The following is a 17,629-nucleotide window of genomic DNA, read 5'->3' as shown; positions in this document are numbered from 1 at the left end:
TGTCGCGGACAGTACGCAGGGTCACCGGGGCCGACAATTCACCTTGGCTGCGCCGGTGGACTATTCGGTGCGCTCGGCCGTGTAGTGCGTCAGCAACTCGTCGAGGACCGCGGTCTTCGCCGCGGCGTCGGTCGCGGCGTCGGCGACCACCGTGTGGATCTCGCGCAGTTTGGTCGCCAACAGTCGGTGGGCCGCGCGCATCCCGGCGGGGGTGTCCAGCGCGAACTCGTCCTGCTGGCTCACCAGCGCCTCAACCTCAGCCTCGATGTCGTCCAACCGCTTTCGCGCGGCGACGGTGGCCTGATGCGCGTCGGCGACGATCGCGGCCAGCGCTCGATCGGCATTGGCCACGCTGTTGTGGCGGGCCAGCAGGGCGGCCTGGCGGGCGTCCAACGCGGACGCCGCTTTACCTCCGGGCTCGGCCATGCCCTCAAGTTACTCGGGTGCCACGTCGCCAACAATTCACCGCCGAGACCTTCACGGCAGCGGTCGGCGGATCACCACATCGTTCGGCAGCGGGCTGATCTTGACCGTCGCGCCGGCGTGCGGGGCCTCCACGACCATGCCGTTGCCGATCGCCATCTGCACGTGGCCGGAATGCGGGAACACCAGATCCCCCGGGCGGATCTGCGATCGCGGCACCGCCACCCCGTCGTCGATCTGGTCGTAGGTGGTGCGCCCGATCCCCACTCCGGCCTGCCGGTAGGACCACTGCATGAGCCCCGAACAGTCGAACCGGTCCGGCCCGGTCGCGCCCCACACGTAGGGGCGGCCGAGCCGGGACAGCGCGGCGCGCACGGCCAGCGCGGCGCGGCCGCTGGTCGGGGCCAGCTTGGGTCCGCCCGCTCTGAGCCCGCGGCGTAGCAACCGGTAGCGCAATGCCCGCAGCAGGGCCATCCGCAAAGCCGCGCGTCGGCGCGCGGCGCTGACGTGGCCGTGCTGCGCCCGCAACCGAGCGATCCTCCGGAGCAACGCTTCTCGCTGTGCGACGGGGGAGTCCGCCGGCATCCGGGTATCGGCGCGCGCGGCCTCGAGGACCCGCCCGGTGCGGGTGTAGCCGTCGGCATGGTCGCGGCGGGCATCGGCGATCACCGCGGCCAGCGTCCGGTCGGTGTGAGCCGCGGCCCGCAGCGCCGCGACCGAGGAACCGGCCTGCTGGCCGTACCGGTCGAGGCTGCGGCCCGTCCCCAGGGCGGAGGCGCCGCCGGCCGGGCCGGCACCGCGAGGCGCGGTGAGTTCGGGGCCCGTCGACACCGTGGCGGCCGCGAAGAGTTGGTGCGCGCGCGCCAGGGCGTCCACCTCCGTCATGGTCGGGACTCAGGCCGCAGACACCGCACTGGCGGCGCGGGTCAGGTGAAAGACGGTGGCGACCTCGGGGATCACCGCGTGTTGTCGGCGCTCCAACAGGGCGGCGTTTTCGGGTAGCTGACGGGCGCTGATCTCACCGGCGGCGATCCGGCGCAGGACGGCGTGGGCACGCGCGAGTTCGCCGCGTTTGCGGTACTGATTGCCGGGCAGCTTGATGCCGGCCCAGACGCCGAACTCCACGCCGTGTTCGACGGCCCGACGCGCGCATTGGCGCTGCTGGGCCAGCGGGCAGCGGCGCAGGCACAGCGCGCGGGCCTCCAGGGCCGCCGATTCGTAGCTGCGCGCCTTGGCCGCGCCGGCGCCCTCGTCGTCGTCCGAGTAGCCGAACCACAGGTCGGGGTCGGCGGCACACGGGTTTCCGGTCATGGTTCGGCTCCTCTCGATGGAAAACGTGACGGAAGCGTATACCGACACGGGCATCCTGACAAGAGAAACGTAGATGGAAACGTATATACATTCGGGGATGGTGGCTGTGTAGCATTCACGTCATGGCGGGAGCGTTCTGGTGAGCCGCGTGGCCGCCGGCGCGGCGCTGCGGACGCTCCGCGAAGCCCGGGACTGGTCGCTGGCCGACCTCGCCGAGGCCACCGGGGTGAGCGTCATGGGCCTGAGTTATCTCGAGCGCGGCGCCCGAAAGCCCCACAAAGGCACAGTTCAGAAGGTTGAGAACGGTTTAGGTCTGCCGCCGGGCACCTACGCGCGACTCCTGGGCGCCGCGGACCCGCAGGCCGAGATCGCGCAGTGGCTCACCGAGGCGACGCCGACGATTCCGCGGCGCGAGACCGCGCCGGTGGTGGTGGATCGGGGCACCGACGCCGCGGTGTTCGAGCAGTACGCCGAGGCGCAACTCGAGGCGCTGCACGCGGTCATCGACCGGCTCCCGCCGCCCTCCGATTCCGCATACGAAAACGTGGTCCGGTCCGTGATCGCGCAGTGCCTCAAGGCCGAGTTGCTGGCCGCGAACTCCTGGCGGGTCGCGGTCGGTTCCGGAGCCGACCCGGGCGACGGACTGCTCCGACATGTGCGGTCGTTGGAGGCCACCCGGCGGGCACTGCTCGCGCGGCTGGGCGACAGCCTCGGTGCCCGACTCGACCGGGCCTGCGCCGCCGCCGGGCTGCCCGAGCCCGTCGTCGCCGACCTGCTGGGGCTGTCCGTCGAGCAGATGTGGGAGATCCGCAACGGCGCGGCCGCCGTTCCGTCCCAGGTGGTGCCTCGGATCCGCGCGTTCGTCGGCGCCGCCGGTGCGACCGAATAGCCGCGGTCAGTCCCCGGCGTACTGCAGCGCCGGCTCCGCGGAATCGACGCCACCCCTGCTGATGATGGTGAGCCCGTCGGGCCGCACCTGATAGCGCGCGCCGTCGGCGGGGTTGACGGCGTCGAATCCACCCCCGGCGCGCGTCGCGCCGGCCAGCTCGAGGTTGGCGCCGTCGCGCAGGCGTTCGCCGCGGTAGTAGAAGTCGTTCGGACCGGTCTGGCAGATCACGGCCAGGGAGTGCGGCGTGCGGATCATCGCCGCGGGCGAGCTCCCGGCGTCGCAGCGGGCCGAATGGCCGACGAAGCCCTGCGTGTCCGCCCCGGCCATCGTCGCTGCCCCGGCGGAGGTGGTCGTGGTCGGCGTGGTCGTGGTCGGCGAGGTCGTGGTGGTGGTCGTGGTGGTCGGGGTGGTCGGGGTGCTGGTCGTCGTGGTGCTGGGGGCAGGCGGCACCGCCAACCGGGTCGGCTCCGGGGCGCCCCCGCCGCCGCTGATCAGCAGCGCGGCCAGGATCGCCGCGGTCCCCAGCAGCACTATTGTCACCGCCCCCAGCACCACCTGGGTGCGGCTGAACCGCGACTTGTGCGCGATCGGCGGCGCCGGTGCCGGTTCGGCCGGCGGCGGCGGATAGGGCGTGTAACCCGTCGCGGCCGGGTTCTCATACAGCGTGGAGAACTGTCGGGTGCTGGTCGGACGGGCGGGCGGGGGCGCCGGCGGCCCGATCGGGAGCTCCGCCGGCGGCGCCGCGGCCGCGGTGGTGGCCGCCCGGGCCAGCTCGCCGGCCGAGAAGTACCGGTCGCCGGGTTGTTTGGCCAGGCCCTTTGCGATCACGTCGTCGAAGGCGGGGGCGATCCCGCGGCGCTGCAGGCTGGGGCGCGGCGGCGGCGCGAACATGTGCGCGCTCATCAGCTGCCGCAGGTCCTTGTCCTCGAACGGCGCCCGACCGGTCAGCGTTTCGTAGAGCAGGCAGGTCAGCGAGTAGATGTCGGCCGGCGGGCCGACGGGGCCGCTGCCGCTGAACCGCTCCGCGGCCATGTAGGCACAGGAGCCGATCACCATGCCCGTCATCGTCATGCCCGGATCGCCGCCGGTGTGGGCGATGCCGAAGTCGACGAGATAGGCGAAGTCGTCGCGGGTGAGCAGCACATTCTCGGGCTTGATGTCGCGGTGCACCAGGCCGTCGGCATGCGCGGCATCCAGCGCGGCCGCCACCTGCGCGATGATCGACGCCGCGCGTTTCGGCTCCAGCGGGCCGCTGCGGTTGAGCACCTCCTTCAGGCTGGCACCCTCGACCAGGCGCATGTCGATGTAGAGCACACCGTCGATGTCGCCGAAATCGTGCACCGGGATCACGTGCGGTTCCTGCAGCCGCGCCGCGACCCGCGACTCGCGGCGGAAGCGTTCCTGGAAGTTGGGGTCGGCGGCCAGTTCGGCGCGCAACAGCTTGACCGCGACCATCCGCTCCCGGACCGTGTCATACGCGCGGTACACCTCACCCATGCCGCCCACGCCGATCAGCGACCGCAGCTCGTAGGGCCCGAACCGGGTCCCCACTCGGGCGCCACCGTTGGCGGAAGACATGCGGAGAGTCCTTTCACTTCGGTGTGGATCGCGGGAGCCCATCGGCCCCCGCGGCGGGCGTGGCAGCCCGGCCTCGACCCTCCACCTTACAAACCGAAAATCAGCCGAGAGTTGTTGTGGTGGCGCACCGTTAGCGCCAGCACCGGCGTTTATTTGCTGTGGCCGGCCCCGCGCGCGATGACCACCGGACGCCCGACGGTCCGTTCGGATTCAAACGTGAGATATCGCTCGGCGGCGACCGGTTGTGTCAGGTCGGCACCCGGTCGAGAATGGCCCGCGCGACGGCGACCGCCTGCCCGGCCGGGTCGTACCGGCACACCATGGTGTCGGCGACGACGTTGTTGCGCGCGCCGACCGCGCGTTCACAGCCCCAGCCGTTGCCGTCCTCGCGGGCCTCGCGCATCGACAGCACCCCGTCCTCGGTGCTCGGCGAGCCGAACGTGTAGCGCACCGTCGCCGACGAGTCCGGCATGGTGGCCGTGATGACCCGTCCCGCGCACTGGGCCCACTGCTCGGATTGCCGCTGCACCGAGGCGCCGGCCGCGGCCGCGTCGGCGAACGAGATCACCGCCTGCGTGATGGTGTGGCTGGGCGGGCCGTCGTTGGCGCTGCGGGACATCTGCTGCTGCGCGGCGCTCCAACCCTGATCGCCGTAGACGCTGCGCTGCACCGGAACCCATGCCCCCACGCACTCCTGGATGTCCACCGCCGCGGAATCGTCGGAGAGCACCGGGCCGCTGCCGGTGATGGTGACGGCCGCCGCGCCGGCCAGGTTCGCGAGTTCCTCGGGTGCGCTGAGCAGTCCGGCCAACGCGGACGCGGACACCGGCGGGCCGGGCGGGCGCGTCGGCGTGGTCGTCGTCGTGGTGGTCGTGGTGGTGGTGGTCGTGGTGGTGGGCGGCGCCGCGGTGTCGGCTTGTCCCCCACCGCGATTCGACAGCGCCGTGATGCCAACGATGCCGGCGGCCACCAGCACGATCACCGCCGCGATGACGCCCAGCACCCGGCCGCGGCGCACCGGTGCCGCCGGGTGCGGCGGGTACTGCGGGTAGGTCGGTGCCCAACCGGCGGGCGGCGCGGCCGGCGGCAGGGATGGCTGCGGCGGCGCGGGCGGCGCGAACCGGCGTTGCGGTGCCGGGACGGTCCGCTCGTCGAGGGCGGCGGCCGCGGCGCCCGAAAAGTCCGCCGCGGTGCGGTATCGCTGGGCGGGATCCTTGGCCATCGCGCGGGCGATCACGCCGTCGAGAGCGCTCGGTAGCCCCGGCGCCAGATCGGTAACCCGCGGTGGCGGCCGCTGCAAATGCGCCGTCATCACCGCCGCCGCGCTGACCGCGTCGTGGTAGGGCGGCTTGCCGGTGAGCAGCCGGAACAACGCGCAGCCCAGCGAGTAGATGTCCGCACGCCCGTCGATGGGCCGACCGGAGAGCACCTCGGGCGCGGCATAGGCCACGGTCGCGGTCACCGACCCGGTGACGGTGATGCCGGCGTCGTCGAGGGCACGCGCGATACCGAAGTCACACAACAGCACTCGTTCGTCCGGCCCCACCGGACCGGTCAGCAGGAAGTTGGCGGGTTTGACGTCGCGATGAACGACGTGGTGCGCGTGGGCGTAGTCGAGCGCCTTGCCGACCTCGGCGATGATGTGCACGGCCCGGTGCGTGGTCATGGTGCCCGAGCGCAAAGCGGCGTCCGCGTCGGTGCCGTCGACAAACTGCATCGCGATCCACAGCTGGCCGTCCTCGGTGGTGCCGCGGCGGTAGATCGAGGTGATGTTGGGGTGGTCCAACCGCGAGGCGACGTCGGCCTCGCGGGTGAAACGCGCCCGGAAATCCGGATCCTGGGACAGCTCCGCGGAGAGCACCTTGAGCGCGTCGCGACGCGGCAACTCCGGGTTGGCCACCAGGTACACCACACCCATGCCGCCGGTGCCGAGCACGCGTTCGACCCGGTACCCCGCCACCAGATCCCCGGGCGAGAGCATCAGGCGACGGCGCCGGGTGCGGTGCGAACTGTCACAGGGCAAAGATAGCGGGCGTCGGGCGTCTACATCGCGGACCGCCGCGGCCCTCGGCCGGCGGCTGGCTGCGCCAACTCCTCGGTGGTATCACTTCGGTACCATCACTGTCATGGCTATGACTCTGCGCACCAATGACGAGCAGACCGAAGCGTTGCGCCGGCAGGCCGCCGCCGAGGGCCGGTCCATGCAGGCTGTCGCTTTGTCAGCGATCGACGAGTACATCGCCCGACGCGCACACGAGAGCAAGGTCGACTCCGCGATGCAGCGGGTGGTGACGGAGGAGGCCGGCGTTCTGGACCGTCTCAAGGACGCATGATCGAGTACCTGGATGTCGCCGACCTGTTGAAGATCGCCCGCCACGCCACCGGCGAAGAGGCCACGGTCCGCGACTACGGTTTGCTCGAGTCCGCGCAAGCGCGTCCGCGCGCTTCGGTGTTCGGACGGGACGCCTATCCTGATCTTCATCTCAAGGCCGCGGCGCTGATGCACTCGCTGGCCCGCAACGATGCGCTGGTGGACGGAAACAAGCGGCTGGCGTGGACGGCGTGTCGAACGTTCCTGGCGATCAACGGCCAGTGGATCAGCGCGCCGGAGGACGACCGCTTCGACTTCGTGATCCGGGTTGCCACGGGCGCCGAACCCGCCCTCGACGATATCGCCGAGCAGTTACGGGCCTGGAGCTACTCGGAGGGCTGAAGCCGGACTCGTCTTTCAGAAAATTCGTCCGTGCGGGTTCACCCGAGGCTCAGTTCTTTTGAGCTACTGGTTGACTAAGACCTCCGCGGGAGAGGTCACGGTGATTGTGGTGCCGCGGCCGATCACCGAGTCGACGTCCATGGACCCACCCATGGCGTCGATCCGCACGATCAGCGAGGCCAACCCGATGTGACCTTGGGCCACGCGTTGTTCGAGGATCGCCGGATCGAACCCGGTGCCGTCGTCGCTGATCGACAGCACGATGCGGTCGCCGCGGCGCAGCAGCTGCACCCGCACCATGGTGGCCGACGCATGCTTGCTGATGTTGTTCAGCAATTCGCGTGCCGCCCGGTACAACACTGCCTGACATCCCGGGCGTCCGACGTCCTCCAGTTCGGCCTCGGCGATGAAGTCGCCGCGACTGTCGTACTGGCGCACCAGCTCTCGAATCGCCTCGGTGAGGCCCAGCTGCGCCAGTACCTGCGGATGCAAGGCCGTGACCGTCGAGCGCATGCCCGCCGCGGTCTCCTGCAGCGCGGTGTGCACCATGTCCAGCGCGGGGTCCGGGATCCGCTCGCGCAGGTCGTCGATTTCGAGCCGGGCGGCCAACAGGGTCTGCAGTGGGCCGTCGTGCAGATGTTCGGCCAGTTCCCGGTTCTGTCGCTCCTCGGCGCGCGCGGATTCCGAGACCAGCCGGCGTCGCACCTCCAACAGCGCGACGACACGATTCGACCGGCGCGTCAACACGAAGCACAGCGCGCTGGTCGCGGCGGCCAGCCACAACAGGAAGCCGAACTGGACATACACCACCCGCGTCATCTCGACGGTGTCGTCGCGCAGGGAGAACACCAGCCACACCACCAGATAGCCGACGGCGGTGCTGATTCCGAGGGCTGCGGTGAGCGCCGGACGGTCCTGGAACGCCACCGAGATGGGCAGCACCAGAAACAGCGGCAGCAACTCCGCGGTGGCACCACCGGAGGCCACACACAGCGCCAGCACCGCGAGCACGTCGATGGCCGCCGACACCCACGGGCCCCACCGCGGCACCGGGGCACGCAGCACGAACACCAACCACGCCAGCGCCGCTCCGCAATATGCCGCGAGCACCACGCCGTACACCACCGGCAGCCAGTGCTCGACGCCCGCGAGGTAGATCCGCAGGATCATCAGGCCGATCAACGGCAGCCGCAGACACGCCCATACCCGGACCGGTTCGGCCGCCAGGTGTTCGACGACGCGCGCCGGGGAGTCCAGCACCGCTATTCCAGCAGCCTGCGCCGCATGGCCTCGGCGACGGCGGCCGCACGGTCGCCGACGCCGAGCTTTTCGTAGAGCCGCTGTACGTGCGTCTTGACCGTTGAGGGTGCCAGATATAGTTCCTCGGCCATCGCCGGAATGCTGCGGCCCGCCGCGATGAGCCCGAGCACCTCACGTTCCCGCGGACTCAGCGTCGGACCCGCCGGTTCACTGCGCCGACGGATCTCCCCGGCCAGACCCGTGGCCAGGCCCGATGTCAGCACGTCGCGGCCCTTCGCGCAGTTGTGCACCGCGTCGACGATCTCGGCCCGAGTCGATTCCTTCGACAGGAATCCGGCGGCGCCTTGTTCCAACGCCTGGTAGACGATCGGCGACTCATCGTGCGCCGACACCAGCAGCACCCGGGTCGGCAGATCGTCGCGCCGGACCGCGGCAGCGACCTGCGCACCGTCCATGCCGGGCATCCGGTAGTCGAGCAGCGCCACCGCCGGCAGATGGATCCTGATCATCTCCAACGCGGAGGGCCCGTCGTCGGCCTCGGCCACCACGTCCACCGTGCCGCTCGAAGTGAGCGCTCGCACCACGCCTTCGCGGAACAGGGGATGATCGTCTGCCACCACGACGCGTACCTTCTCGCTGAATTCCGCGCCAACCATGCTGCATAGCTTTCCAAAGCAATCGCCGGGTGTCCCCCGATCGGCGGACACGGGATTCATCCCCCGCAACGGCCATTCGCCCGACAGACACCGAACCTCGGACACGGCACAGTTTGTGTTGTACCGGAGCACACCGGAACAGCAAACCAAATCAACACTCACACAGGAGAATTGACATGAGCACTCAGATCATCCGCCGCTTCACCAGCTACATCGCCGTCCCCGTCGTCTCCGCCGGAATCCTCGGCGCGGCCGCGGTCGGCCTGAGCGGCATCGCCAACGCGAGCACCGAGCCGGCCCACGACGGCGGTGCGCTGGCCTCGGTGCAGAGCCCGGAGCTGGCCTCGGTGATGCCCAGGGCCAAGCTGGCTTCCGTGCAGGACCCGGCGCTGGCGTCCGTCCAGGACCCCGCGCTCGCCTCGGTGCAGAGCCCGGAACTGGCCTCCCTCATGCCCAAGGCCAAGCTCGCCTCGGTCCAGGACCCCGCACTGGCCTCACTGATGCCCGAGGCCGCGCTGGCGTCGGTCAAGCCGAAGGCCTCCGGCGACCTCGCGTCGGTCAAGCCGAAGGCCTCGGTGCAGGACCCCGCCGGCAAGAAGGCCTCCGCCGGTGACGCCGCCCAGGGGCGCAAGGCGACCCGGGCGTAAGTACCGACACCGCAACTGCCGCCAGATAGGCCCTCCCCGGGATTCGGGGAGGGCCTTGGCGCGTTGGGCTCACGCCGACAGCAGCGCCTCGAGCTTGTCGAGTTGCGCCTTGTAACCCCACTTCATGCCGAACGCGGCCAGCTTGGCCTTCGGCCCGATCTGGGTGATCGTGACGTGCAGTTTGACCGTGGTGGCGCCGTCGCTCTCGGTCAGGGCGATGTCGTTGGTGTGATGGATCATCGACCCTTCCTCTTCGCCCTCGGTCCACGAGCGGGCGTCGTAGGTCAGCCGCGACGGCGCCTCGACGGCGGTGAAAGTGCCGGACATTGGCCACCGGGTGCCCTGGTATTTACCCATGGCCTCGCCGGCCTCGGTGACGATGTGAATCTCCCCGCCCACGCTCAACTCGAGGCGGCATTCGGGCACCAGGGTTTTTGGCGGGCCCCACCACTGCCGCAGCATCTCGGGCTTGGTCCAGGCGTCCCAGACCGTCGCGATCGGCGCGCCGTAGGTGCGTTCGAAATCGAGTTCCTTGGTCTTCTTGAACAGCTGCAGAATCATGGTTCGGCTCCTGTTTGGTTTGTTCAGCGCGGCTACTCGGCGCGCTGGCTGTCGCCATCGGACGGGTGTTCGCCGCTGATGGCCTCGAGAAAACTGCCCAGCGAGTCAAGCCGGGCCTCCCAGAGCCGTTCGAACGATTCGGCCCAGCGGCCGATCTCCTCGAACGGCTCCGGTTCCAGCCGGTAGATTCGTCGTCGCGCCTGTGCCGCGCCGGCAACAACACCCGAATCACCAAGCACCCGAAGGTGTTTGCTCACCTGCGGTTGGCGGATGTCGAGCGCCTCGGCAATCTCACCCACCGACATCGGTCCAGCTCTCAGCAGTTCGACGATCCTCAACCGGCTGGGCTCGGCAAGAGCCCCGAACACCGTCGCCTGCATAACCCCAACGTAAAACGCACGACGTATTCCTGTCAAGGAATATGTTGGGGCGGTATCAGATCCCGAGCACTACCTTGGCGATGCCGAAGTAGATCAGCAGCCCCGTCGCGTCGACGAAGGTCGAGATGAACGGGTTGGAGAACACGGCCGGGTCGGCCCGCAGGGTGCGGGCCAACAGCGGCATCGCACCGCCCACCGCCGCGGCCATGGTGCACACGCTGACGAAGGTCAGCCCGATGACCATGCCGATGTCGCGCCCATAGACGATGCCGGTCACCACGAAGGCCACCGCGCCCAGCAGGACACCCAACGACAGGCCCACCTTGAACTCCCGGAACAGCACCCTGCCGAGGTCTCGGGGCACCACGTCCCCCAGCGCCAGCGCACGAGTCACGGTGGTGGCGGCCTGATTACCGGTGTTTCCGCCGGTGCCGATCAGCAGCGGTATGAACAGCGCCAGCGTGACCACCTGCTCCAAGGTGGCCTCGAATACCTCCAGCACCTGGACGGTCAAGGTGGCCCCGATGGCCAGCACCAGCAGCCAGACCACCCGGGAGCGAACCAGTCCCGACACCGGTGCGGTCAGGTAGGGCCGGCGCAGCGGCTCCACACCACTGATGCGCGCCTGGTCCTCGGAATCCGCGTGTTCGAGGATCCACAGCGCGTCATCGACGGTCAGGATTCCCACCAGCCGGCTTTCGTTGTCGACGACGGGAAGCGCCAGCAGCTTGAGGTCCGCGCAGCGACGGGCCGCCTCTTCCTCGTCGTCGGTGGCACGCACGCTGTAGGGCTGCTGCATGATCTCCTGAACCGTCACCTCCGGCGCGGAACCCATCAGGTTGCGCAGGCTGACCACGCCGAGAAGCACCCGGTGGCCGTCGGTGACCGGCAGCGTGTAAACCGTCTCGGCGTCGTGCAGACGCTCATCGATTCGGGCCAACGCCTCCGTCGTCGTCATGGTCGGACGCAACGCGACCGTCTTCGGGCTCATCCGCCGGCCGATCGAACCCTGCGGATAGCCGAGGATGACCGCGGTCAGCTCCCGCTCCCGGGCCGGCAAGCCTTGGAGTAACCGGTGGGCGACCTTGGCGGGCAGTTCGTCGAGCAGTTCGACCCGGTCCTCGGGATCCAGATTCGCGAACAGTGCCGCGACGTCGTCGTCCTGCAAGGCACCGACGAGGTCACTTTGCAGGCTCGGGTCCAGGATCTCGAAGACCTCGATGGCCTGATCTTTGGTCAACAGTCGGTAGAGCACCGCGCGCCGTTTGGAGGTGACGCGGTCCAGGACGTCGACCACCTGTCCCGGCGTCAGCGAGCGTACCCCCGCGGTCAGCCTCGCCAGGTCCAGCTCGTCGGCCATGATGGCTTCGATCGCGCGGGTCGCCGCATCGCGATCGGTTCCCTCGACGAATTTCATCGGCGTTTCAGACATGGTCACTCATCTCATCTCGGTGTGGCGTGGGCGTAGCGGAGTAACCCTGGCAATTCCGAATCCTTCGAACTGATTGTTCACCAGCCGAATGCGCGGGTCGAACACGGCCGTCGCGGCACGCGGGCGCCGTTGTGTCCGGTTGCGTCGACGGTGTTGCTACCGAGCGCTTTTGATGAAGGGCGGCACCGCCGGAAAGGCGTGGGCCCTATGCTGGAACGCCGGCCCGGCAGCGAGCTGGGGACCGTCCGTGCACCACAGGAGAACGTCCGTGAGTACCGCCATCCGCGCCGCGGTTTCCGCCGACCTGGCGTCGGCTGCACAGCTCCTGGCCGCAGCATTCGACGACTCGGACTGGACGCGCTGGACGATTCCCGCCGACGGTTACCGGGAGCGCCTCGAACAAATCCAACACCTGTACCTCACCCATGCCCTGGAACACGGCGTCGTGCTGGTGGCCGAGCAACCGGTGCGCGCGGTGGCCGCGTTTGTTCCACCGAACGTCGCTTCGCCCGGCGAGGACATGCGGCGACGGCTGGCGGAGCTGCACGGACCGCGTCTGACCGCACTGGCCGAACTCGCGCTGCCCGACCCACCGGCGGGGTCCTGGACCCTGGCGACGGTGGGCGTCGCTCCGGATCGGCAGGGAACGGGGTTGGGAACGGCCGCGATCACCGCCGGTCTGGTCCTGCTCGATCAGCGCGGTGAACCCGTCGCTCTCGAAACCTCGGACGACCGCAATGTGCGCCTGTACCGGCGCCTCGGATTCGCCACCTTCGCCACCACCGCGATCCCGGACGGTCCGGTCGTGTACTCGATGCACCGACCGGCCCCGGCCGCGTAGTTCTCGGCGGGTTCGGCGCGACGGAGCAGGTAGCCGGGCACCGGATCCCGGATTGAGCCGCCCCGCCCTGACGCCGTTATGCTGCGGGACGAAATGCGAGAGCCGGCGCCGTAGCGGCACTCGGTGCCCCCCCAATTTTGGACAGTGATCGTGCAGACCGTGCTGGCCCCACAGGCGATGGCCTCCGCGACGCAAAGCCCGGCCCCGACGGTGCGCGACGACCTCACCGGACTTCGCGGTCTTGCGGTCGCGCTGGTCGTCCTGTTCCACGTTTGGTCTGGTCACGGCTCCGCCGGCGTCGACGTCCTCTTTGTGCTCTTCGGTTTCTACTGCGGTGGACGACTCCTTCGCGTCTCGGCGCAGGACTGCTCCGCGGCGGTGTTGCGACGCGAGTTCGGGTGGCTCGCACGCCGGCTGCTGCCCGCGCTCGTCGTGATGGTGGCGGCCACCGGCGTACTGACGCTGTTACTTCAGCCACGAACCCGGTGGGAGACCTTCGCCGACCACAGCCTTTCCACGTTCGGCTTCACCCAGAATTGGCAGCTGTCCCAGTCCGCGGGCGAGTACGCGAAGGCCGGGGAGGCCGTCAGTCCGCTGCAGCACCTGTGGGCGGTGTCGGTGCTGGGTCAGTTCTTCCTCGCGGGATTGGTGGTCGCCTGGCTCATCGCCGCAGTGTTAGCGCCGCATCGCAGGCGGGCCGCCTTCACCGCCGTGGTCGCCGTCGCCGCCGTCGCCTCGTTCGTCTACGCCGTGGTCAGCCATCGCACCGATCAGGCGCTGGCGTACTACGACAGTCTCGCGCGGGCGTGGGAGCCACTGCTCGGAGTACTGGCGGCGGCGGCGGTGCCGTACCTGCGCTGGCCCCGGTGGCTCCGGGCCGGCGCGGCGGTGGTCGGGGTGGCGACGATCGTGACGGTCGGGTTTCTCGTCGACGGCGTGGCGCAGTACCCGGGGCCGCTGGCCCTGATTCCCGTGGCGGCGACCGTTCTGATTCTCTGCAGCGCCGCGAATCTCAACGGCGTGTTCCCGTGGCCGAACCGCCTGCTGGGTGCGACCCCGCTGGTTGCGCTGGGCGCCATAGCGTATGCGCTCTACCTGTGGCACTGGCCGGTGTTGATCTTCTGGCTCACGCATACCGACGCGGACAGCGCAGGCCTGACCGACGGGACCGTGGTCGTCATCGGGGCAGTTGCGCTGGCCGGTCTGACGCATTGGCTCATCGAGCGCCCGCTGCGCGCGGCGCATTCGGCGCGACATGCGCCCGCACCGGCGACGCCGCTGATTCTGACCAGTCTGCTGGTCGCGGTCGCGCTGGTGGTTTCCCTCGGCGCGGCGGGTTGGCGCCAGTACACGAACACGATTCGCGCCAACGGTGCCGATCTGCTGCATCTTTCGCCGGTCGACTATCCCGGTGCGCGCGCCTTGCTCGACGGTCTGAAGGCGCCGGCACTGCCCTTCCGGCCGACCGTGCTCGAGGCCTCCGATGATCTGCCGGCCTCCATTGTCGACGAGTGCATCAGCGACTTCGGCAACGCCGCGTTGATCAAGTGCACCTACGGCAACCGAAAGGCGCAGCGCACGATCGCCGTTGCCGGCGGTTCGCATTCCGAACACTGGCTGACCGCGCTGAACAAGATCGGTCAGCAGCACGGGTTCCAAGTGGTGACGTACTTGAAGATGGGTTGTCCACTCAACACCGACGAGGTTCCCCGGGTGAGCGTGTCCAACAATCCCTACCCGGGTTGCCGGGACTGGGTGGAAGAAACAATGGCCAGCCTGGTGGAGGACCGACCGGACTTCGTGTTCATGACCACCACCCGGCCGCGTCCGCATGCGCCGGGGGACTTCGTGCCGGACAGCTACCTGGGGATCTGGGATGTCCTGGCCGCCAATGAAATTCCGATCCTGGGCATCCGGGATACGCCGTGGATGTACCAGAACGGCATGGTGTTCTCACCGGTCGACTGCCTGGCTGAAGGTGGCGACCCGGAAAGCTGCGGACTTCCCCGCTCCGAAGTGCTGGCCAGCTACAACCCCACGTTGGATTACCTCGACCGATATCCCGGCATTGCACCGCTGGACCTCAGCGACGCCGTGTGCCGACCCGACTTCTGCCGGTCGGTCGAAGGCAACGTGCTGGTGTATCACGACGCACACCACCTGACCTCCACCTACGTGCAGACGTTGAGCGACGAGTTGGCGCGCCAGATCTCGGAGGCCACCGGTTGGTGGTGAGCGCGCCACTTGGTCCGCGTCGGTAGCGGCTCCGGCGGCCTCTCCGCTGCAGCGGGCAGAATCTGAATTCGCCGCTAGCGCAAGACCATCCGCCCCGATTGGTCAGAACTGGGCCTCGGCGCCCTCGTCGACCAGGTACCAACTGGTGTCCGCTGCGAATTCCGCTGCGGCTTCGTCGTACCCGGGTTCGCCGGGCAGTGGTGGCTCGAACCACGGGTAAAGGCCGTCGTCGGGTGGTCGGTCCCCGGGCCTGAGGTCCGCGCTGTCGTCGGGCTTGTCGGGTGGGTCGGGGTCGGTGCCGGCGGGTGTGCGGTAGTAGTCGATGAGGTCTTCGATGAAGTGGTAGGGGTTGGTGGTTGGTTGGCCGTGTTGGAGTTCGGGTGGGGGGATCCATTCGACGCGGCCGTGGGTGTTGATTTCGGTGTTCCAGTTCTGGTCGGTGGCCATGCGGTTGTCGGCGGGGCAGGCCAGGGCGAGGTTGTTGATTTCGGTGGCTCCGCTGTGTCTGGTCCATTCGGCGAGGTGGTGGACTTGGGTGTGGTAGCCGGAGACGGTGCAGCCGGGTCGGGTGCAGCCGCGGTCGCGGGCGTGCAGCACGATGCGTTGGTCGGCGGAGGCCAGGCGTTTGGTGCGGCCCAGCCATAGGGGGCGGCCTTGGCCGTCGAAGATGCTCAGGTAGTGGTAGGCGTGGCTGGCCATGCGGATCAGGTCGGCCATGGGCAGCAGGGTGCCGCCGGCGGTGATGGCTTTGCCGGTCAAGGGTTTTGGGTCCGGTGTGGGTGCGGGTTGTGGCTCGGACGGGGTTTCGGGTGGCGCCTCGGCCTGGGGTTCAGCTGCCGCCTCGGGCTCGGAGTCGGGATCGACCTTGCCGGGGTCTGCGGGCTCGGGTTCGGGTTCAGGCGCGGCGGGCTCGGGCAGTCCGGCGGCGGCGTGGAGTTCGGCGAGGGTGGTGGTGACGATGACGGTGACGGGTAGGCCGTTGAGTTGGCCGAGGTCGCCGCTGGCGAGCACGGCGCGGCCGAGGGCTTGGAGGGCGTCGTGGTGGCGTTGGGCGACGGTGCGGTCGTCGTTGAGGATTTGGGCTTCGGTGGGGGTGCCGCTGATGCAAGGGTGCTCGTCGGCGGCGTTGCACATGCCGGGGGCAGCCAGTTTGGCGAAGAGGGGTTCGAGGGTGGCGCGCAGTTCGGGGGTGATGGTGGCGCTGATCGTGCTCATCCCGTCGGCGCGTTGACGGCTCATCCGAAGACCGCGGCGAGCCTGGCGGTCCCGGTCGGCGAAATCTCCATCGGGGTCGAGCACGGCGACCAGGTGGTCGGCGAGTTTCTGGAAGGCCTGCGGGCCGAACTGCCCGCCCATCTGCGCCAGATCCCGCTCGGCGCGCTCACGCGCCGCGGCGTCCACCGCGGCCGGGATTTTCGCGTAGGCCTTGCGGGCGATCTCGACATGCTCGGGCCCGATCCGCCCGGCGGCTTGAGCCGCGGCCAGATTCGGCAGCACCGGTTCCAGCGGCGCACCGGTCACGCTCACCCGCGGGCCCAGGTCCGCGGCCTCCTTGACGCGTTGCCGGGCCGCCCCCAGGCTGATCCGCAACCGCTCGGCGAACACCCCGGCCAGCGTCGTGGCGCCCAGCTCGCCCGGGTTGCCGTCGGCGACCAGCCGGGCCAGGATCCGATGGTCGATGACCGGTGCCCGCCAGGCCACGGTTTCGCGACGCTGCAGCACCGTCACCAATTCCTCGGCCGTGAAGCCGTCGAAGCCGCACTGTTCGAGATCGGTGCAGGCCGCTTCGATCGCCTCCAGGCACCCCAAGACCGTGGCCCGGTCCAAGAGTGCGTTCCTACTCATGACTCGAACATTAGTTCGACCTACTGACAAGAATGGCCCGTAGACGCGGGGGAAGATAAGAATTCTGTAAGAAAACGCGCGTGGCGAATCGGTGCCGCGGACCTCAGCGTCCGAGCATCCTCTCGAGGACGCCGAGCAGGGTCGTGACGGTCGACGGATCCCCGGAGACATCTAGCCGGCCGTCGTCCAGCGCGTCCTCGATGGACAGCTGGCCGCCCACGATCGCCGCGATGGTGGCGGCCTGGCAGCGGACGGTGACATCGCCGGGCGTCGAGCTGGGCCCGGAGGTGACGGTCACGCTGCCGTCGAGCATCCGCAGGTGGGCCGTGCTGTCATCGATGTGGAACTCGAAGACCGCGTCGAGGTCATGCGGCCCCGCCCGGCGGACGTCGGCGGCCAGGAAACCCAGCACCCATTCGGCCCGGAAAGTTTCCGTATCGGCGTCGGCATCGGTCATCTGATGGCGTGCGCCCCACGTCGCCAATGGCACCAACGCGGACGCCAGTTCCCGTCCGGCGTCGGACAATTCGTAAACGACCGCCGATCCGGGTTGATCGAGCGCGAGCCGGCGGTGCACGACGCCGTCCGTTTCCAGTTGCCGGACCCGGTTCGCCAGCAAGCTGGTTCCGATGCCGGCCAGTGAATCGGCCAGCTCGCTGTAGCGCTTCGGACCCGAAGCCAGCTCCCTGACGATCAACAGGGTCCAGCGCTCGCCGACTACGTCAAGCGCATGGGCGAGCCCGCAGAACTGTCCGTACGTCCGTCGCGACACGTCAGTCATCGTACTCATTCACTCCGCATTCCTACTTCGACTCACTTTTCTGTTGTTCACTTCTAAATCTTATGTTACTTTTTCGA

The 17,629-nt window shown here is 69.1% G+C and carries 18 protein-coding genes; 6 read left to right on the top strand and 12 right to left on the bottom strand.

From position 1 onward, the window contains the following. Nucleotides 1-60 precede the first annotated feature (60 nt). The 3 genes from RCP80_RS00260 to RCP80_RS00250 are packed head-to-tail and all read right to left on the bottom strand — an operon-like array spanning nt 61 to nt 1,734. The gene (locus RCP80_RS00260; RefSeq protein ID WP_308480441.1) at nt 61-426 is read right to left on the bottom strand and encodes a DUF4226 domain-containing protein; all 366 of its coding nucleotides are present in this window, start codon (nt 424-426) and stop codon (nt 61-63) included. Nucleotides 427-477: 51 nt separating this feature from the next. Further along, nucleotides 478-1,308, bottom strand: a complete 831-nt coding sequence (locus tag RCP80_RS00255) for a C40 family peptidase (RefSeq protein ID WP_308480440.1) — start codon at nt 1,306-1,308, stop codon at nt 478-480. 9 nt (nt 1,309-1,317) lie between these two features. Continuing rightward, nucleotides 1,318-1,734, bottom strand: a complete 417-nt coding sequence (locus RCP80_RS00250; protein WP_308480439.1) for a WhiB family transcriptional regulator — start codon at nt 1,732-1,734, stop codon at nt 1,318-1,320. A 139-nt stretch (nt 1,735-1,873) separates the two neighbouring features. Here RCP80_RS00250 and RCP80_RS00245 point away from each other — a divergent pair, with 139 nt between their 5' ends. Further along, nucleotides 1,874-2,623: a helix-turn-helix domain-containing protein gene (locus RCP80_RS00245; RefSeq protein WP_308480438.1), complete on the top strand. Its 750-nt coding sequence runs from the start codon at nt 1,874-1,876 to the stop codon at nt 2,621-2,623. Nucleotides 2,624-2,629: 6 nt separating this feature from the next. On the opposite strand, the gene RCP80_RS00240 is transcribed toward RCP80_RS00245, so the two are convergent. Together RCP80_RS00240 and RCP80_RS00235 are read right to left on the bottom strand one after the other, a co-directional pair. Further along, entirely contained in the window at nt 2,630-4,201 is a 1,572-nt protein-coding gene (locus tag RCP80_RS00240; RefSeq protein ID WP_308480437.1) for a serine/threonine-protein kinase, read from the bottom strand. A gap of 247 nt (nt 4,202-4,448) precedes the next feature. Continuing rightward, nucleotides 4,449-6,182: a serine/threonine-protein kinase PknH/PknJ gene (locus RCP80_RS00235; protein WP_308480436.1), complete on the bottom strand. Its 1,734-nt coding sequence runs from the start codon at nt 6,180-6,182 to the stop codon at nt 4,449-4,451. Between the two features lie 145 nt (nt 6,183-6,327). Here RCP80_RS00235 and RCP80_RS00230 point away from each other — a divergent pair, with 145 nt between their 5' ends. Both RCP80_RS00230 and RCP80_RS00225 read left to right on the top strand, forming a co-directional pair. Further along, nucleotides 6,328-6,534: a CopG family transcriptional regulator gene (locus tag RCP80_RS00230; RefSeq protein ID WP_308480435.1), complete on the top strand. Its 207-nt coding sequence runs from the start codon at nt 6,328-6,330 to the stop codon at nt 6,532-6,534. Beyond that, on the top strand, nt 6,531-6,914 hold the full coding sequence (locus RCP80_RS00225; protein WP_308480434.1) for a type II toxin-antitoxin system death-on-curing family toxin: 384 nt from the start codon (nt 6,531-6,533) through the stop codon (nt 6,912-6,914). The genes RCP80_RS00230 and RCP80_RS00225 overlap by 4 nt, the downstream gene beginning before the upstream one ends. A 63-nt stretch (nt 6,915-6,977) precedes the next feature. Here the strand turns inward: RCP80_RS00225 and RCP80_RS00220 are convergent, their stop codons facing one another. Beyond that, on the bottom strand, nt 6,978-8,174 hold the full coding sequence (locus RCP80_RS00220; protein ID WP_308480433.1) for a sensor histidine kinase: 1,197 nt from the start codon (nt 8,172-8,174) through the stop codon (nt 6,978-6,980). A 2-nt stretch (nt 8,175-8,176) separates the two neighbouring features. Then, the gene (locus tag RCP80_RS00215; RefSeq protein ID WP_308480432.1) at nt 8,177-8,830 is read right to left on the bottom strand and encodes a response regulator; all 654 of its coding nucleotides are present in this window, start codon (nt 8,828-8,830) and stop codon (nt 8,177-8,179) included. 176 nt (nt 8,831-9,006) lie between these two features. On the opposite strand from RCP80_RS00215, the gene RCP80_RS00210 reads away from it, so the two are divergent. Then, complete coding sequence (locus tag RCP80_RS00210) at nt 9,007-9,477, top strand: hypothetical protein (RefSeq protein WP_308480431.1); 471 nt, start codon at nt 9,007-9,009, stop codon at nt 9,475-9,477. Between the two features lie 69 nt (nt 9,478-9,546). Here RCP80_RS00210 and RCP80_RS00205 read toward each other — a convergent pair whose 3' ends face one another. Genes RCP80_RS00205 through mgtE form a run of 3 tightly spaced genes read right to left on the bottom strand, consistent with a single transcriptional unit; the run spans nt 9,547 to nt 11,850 of the window. Continuing rightward, complete coding sequence (locus tag RCP80_RS00205) at nt 9,547-10,038, bottom strand: SRPBCC family protein (protein WP_308480430.1); 492 nt, start codon at nt 10,036-10,038, stop codon at nt 9,547-9,549. 32 nt (nt 10,039-10,070) lie between these two features. Next, entirely contained in the window at nt 10,071-10,418 is a 348-nt protein-coding gene (locus tag RCP80_RS00200) for an ArsR/SmtB family transcription factor (protein WP_308480429.1), read from the bottom strand. A gap of 55 nt (nt 10,419-10,473) precedes the next feature. Continuing rightward, entirely contained in the window at nt 10,474-11,850 is a 1,377-nt protein-coding gene (gene mgtE / locus RCP80_RS00195; protein ID WP_308480428.1) for a magnesium transporter, read from the bottom strand. 268 nt (nt 11,851-12,118) lie between these two features. Here mgtE and RCP80_RS00190 point away from each other — a divergent pair, with 268 nt between their 5' ends. Both RCP80_RS00190 and RCP80_RS00185 read left to right on the top strand, forming a co-directional pair. Continuing rightward, nucleotides 12,119-12,691 carry a GNAT family N-acetyltransferase gene (locus RCP80_RS00190; RefSeq protein WP_308480427.1) on the top strand — a complete coding sequence of 191 codons (573 nt, stop codon included), beginning with the start codon at nt 12,119-12,121 and terminating at the stop codon, nt 12,689-12,691. Nucleotides 12,692-12,868: 177 nt separating this feature from the next. Beyond that, nucleotides 12,869-14,926 (top strand): acyltransferase family protein, encoded by a 2,058-nt coding sequence (locus tag RCP80_RS00185; protein WP_373693562.1) that lies wholly within the window; start codon nt 12,869-12,871, stop codon nt 14,924-14,926. Nucleotides 14,927-15,028: 102 nt separating this feature from the next. Here the strand turns inward: RCP80_RS00185 and RCP80_RS00180 are convergent, their stop codons facing one another. Together RCP80_RS00180 and RCP80_RS00175 are read right to left on the bottom strand one after the other, a co-directional pair. Then, nucleotides 15,029-16,771, bottom strand: a complete 1,743-nt coding sequence (locus tag RCP80_RS00180) for an HNH endonuclease signature motif containing protein (protein WP_308480425.1) — start codon at nt 16,769-16,771, stop codon at nt 15,029-15,031. A 103-nt stretch (nt 16,772-16,874) separates the two neighbouring features. Continuing rightward, a complete protein-coding gene (locus tag RCP80_RS00175) occupies nt 16,875-17,552 on the bottom strand; it encodes an HxlR-like winged helix-turn-helix transcriptional regulator (protein WP_308483034.1) in 678 nt (225 codons plus the stop codon). Between the last annotated feature and the right edge of the window lie 77 nt (nt 17,553-17,629).

This window comes from Mycolicibacterium sp. MU0053, assembly GCF_963378095.1.
GTDB lineage: Bacteria > Actinomycetota > Actinomycetes > Mycobacteriales > Mycobacteriaceae > Mycobacterium > Mycobacterium burgundiense.
This window is presented reverse-complemented; position numbering and strand designations above follow the sequence as displayed.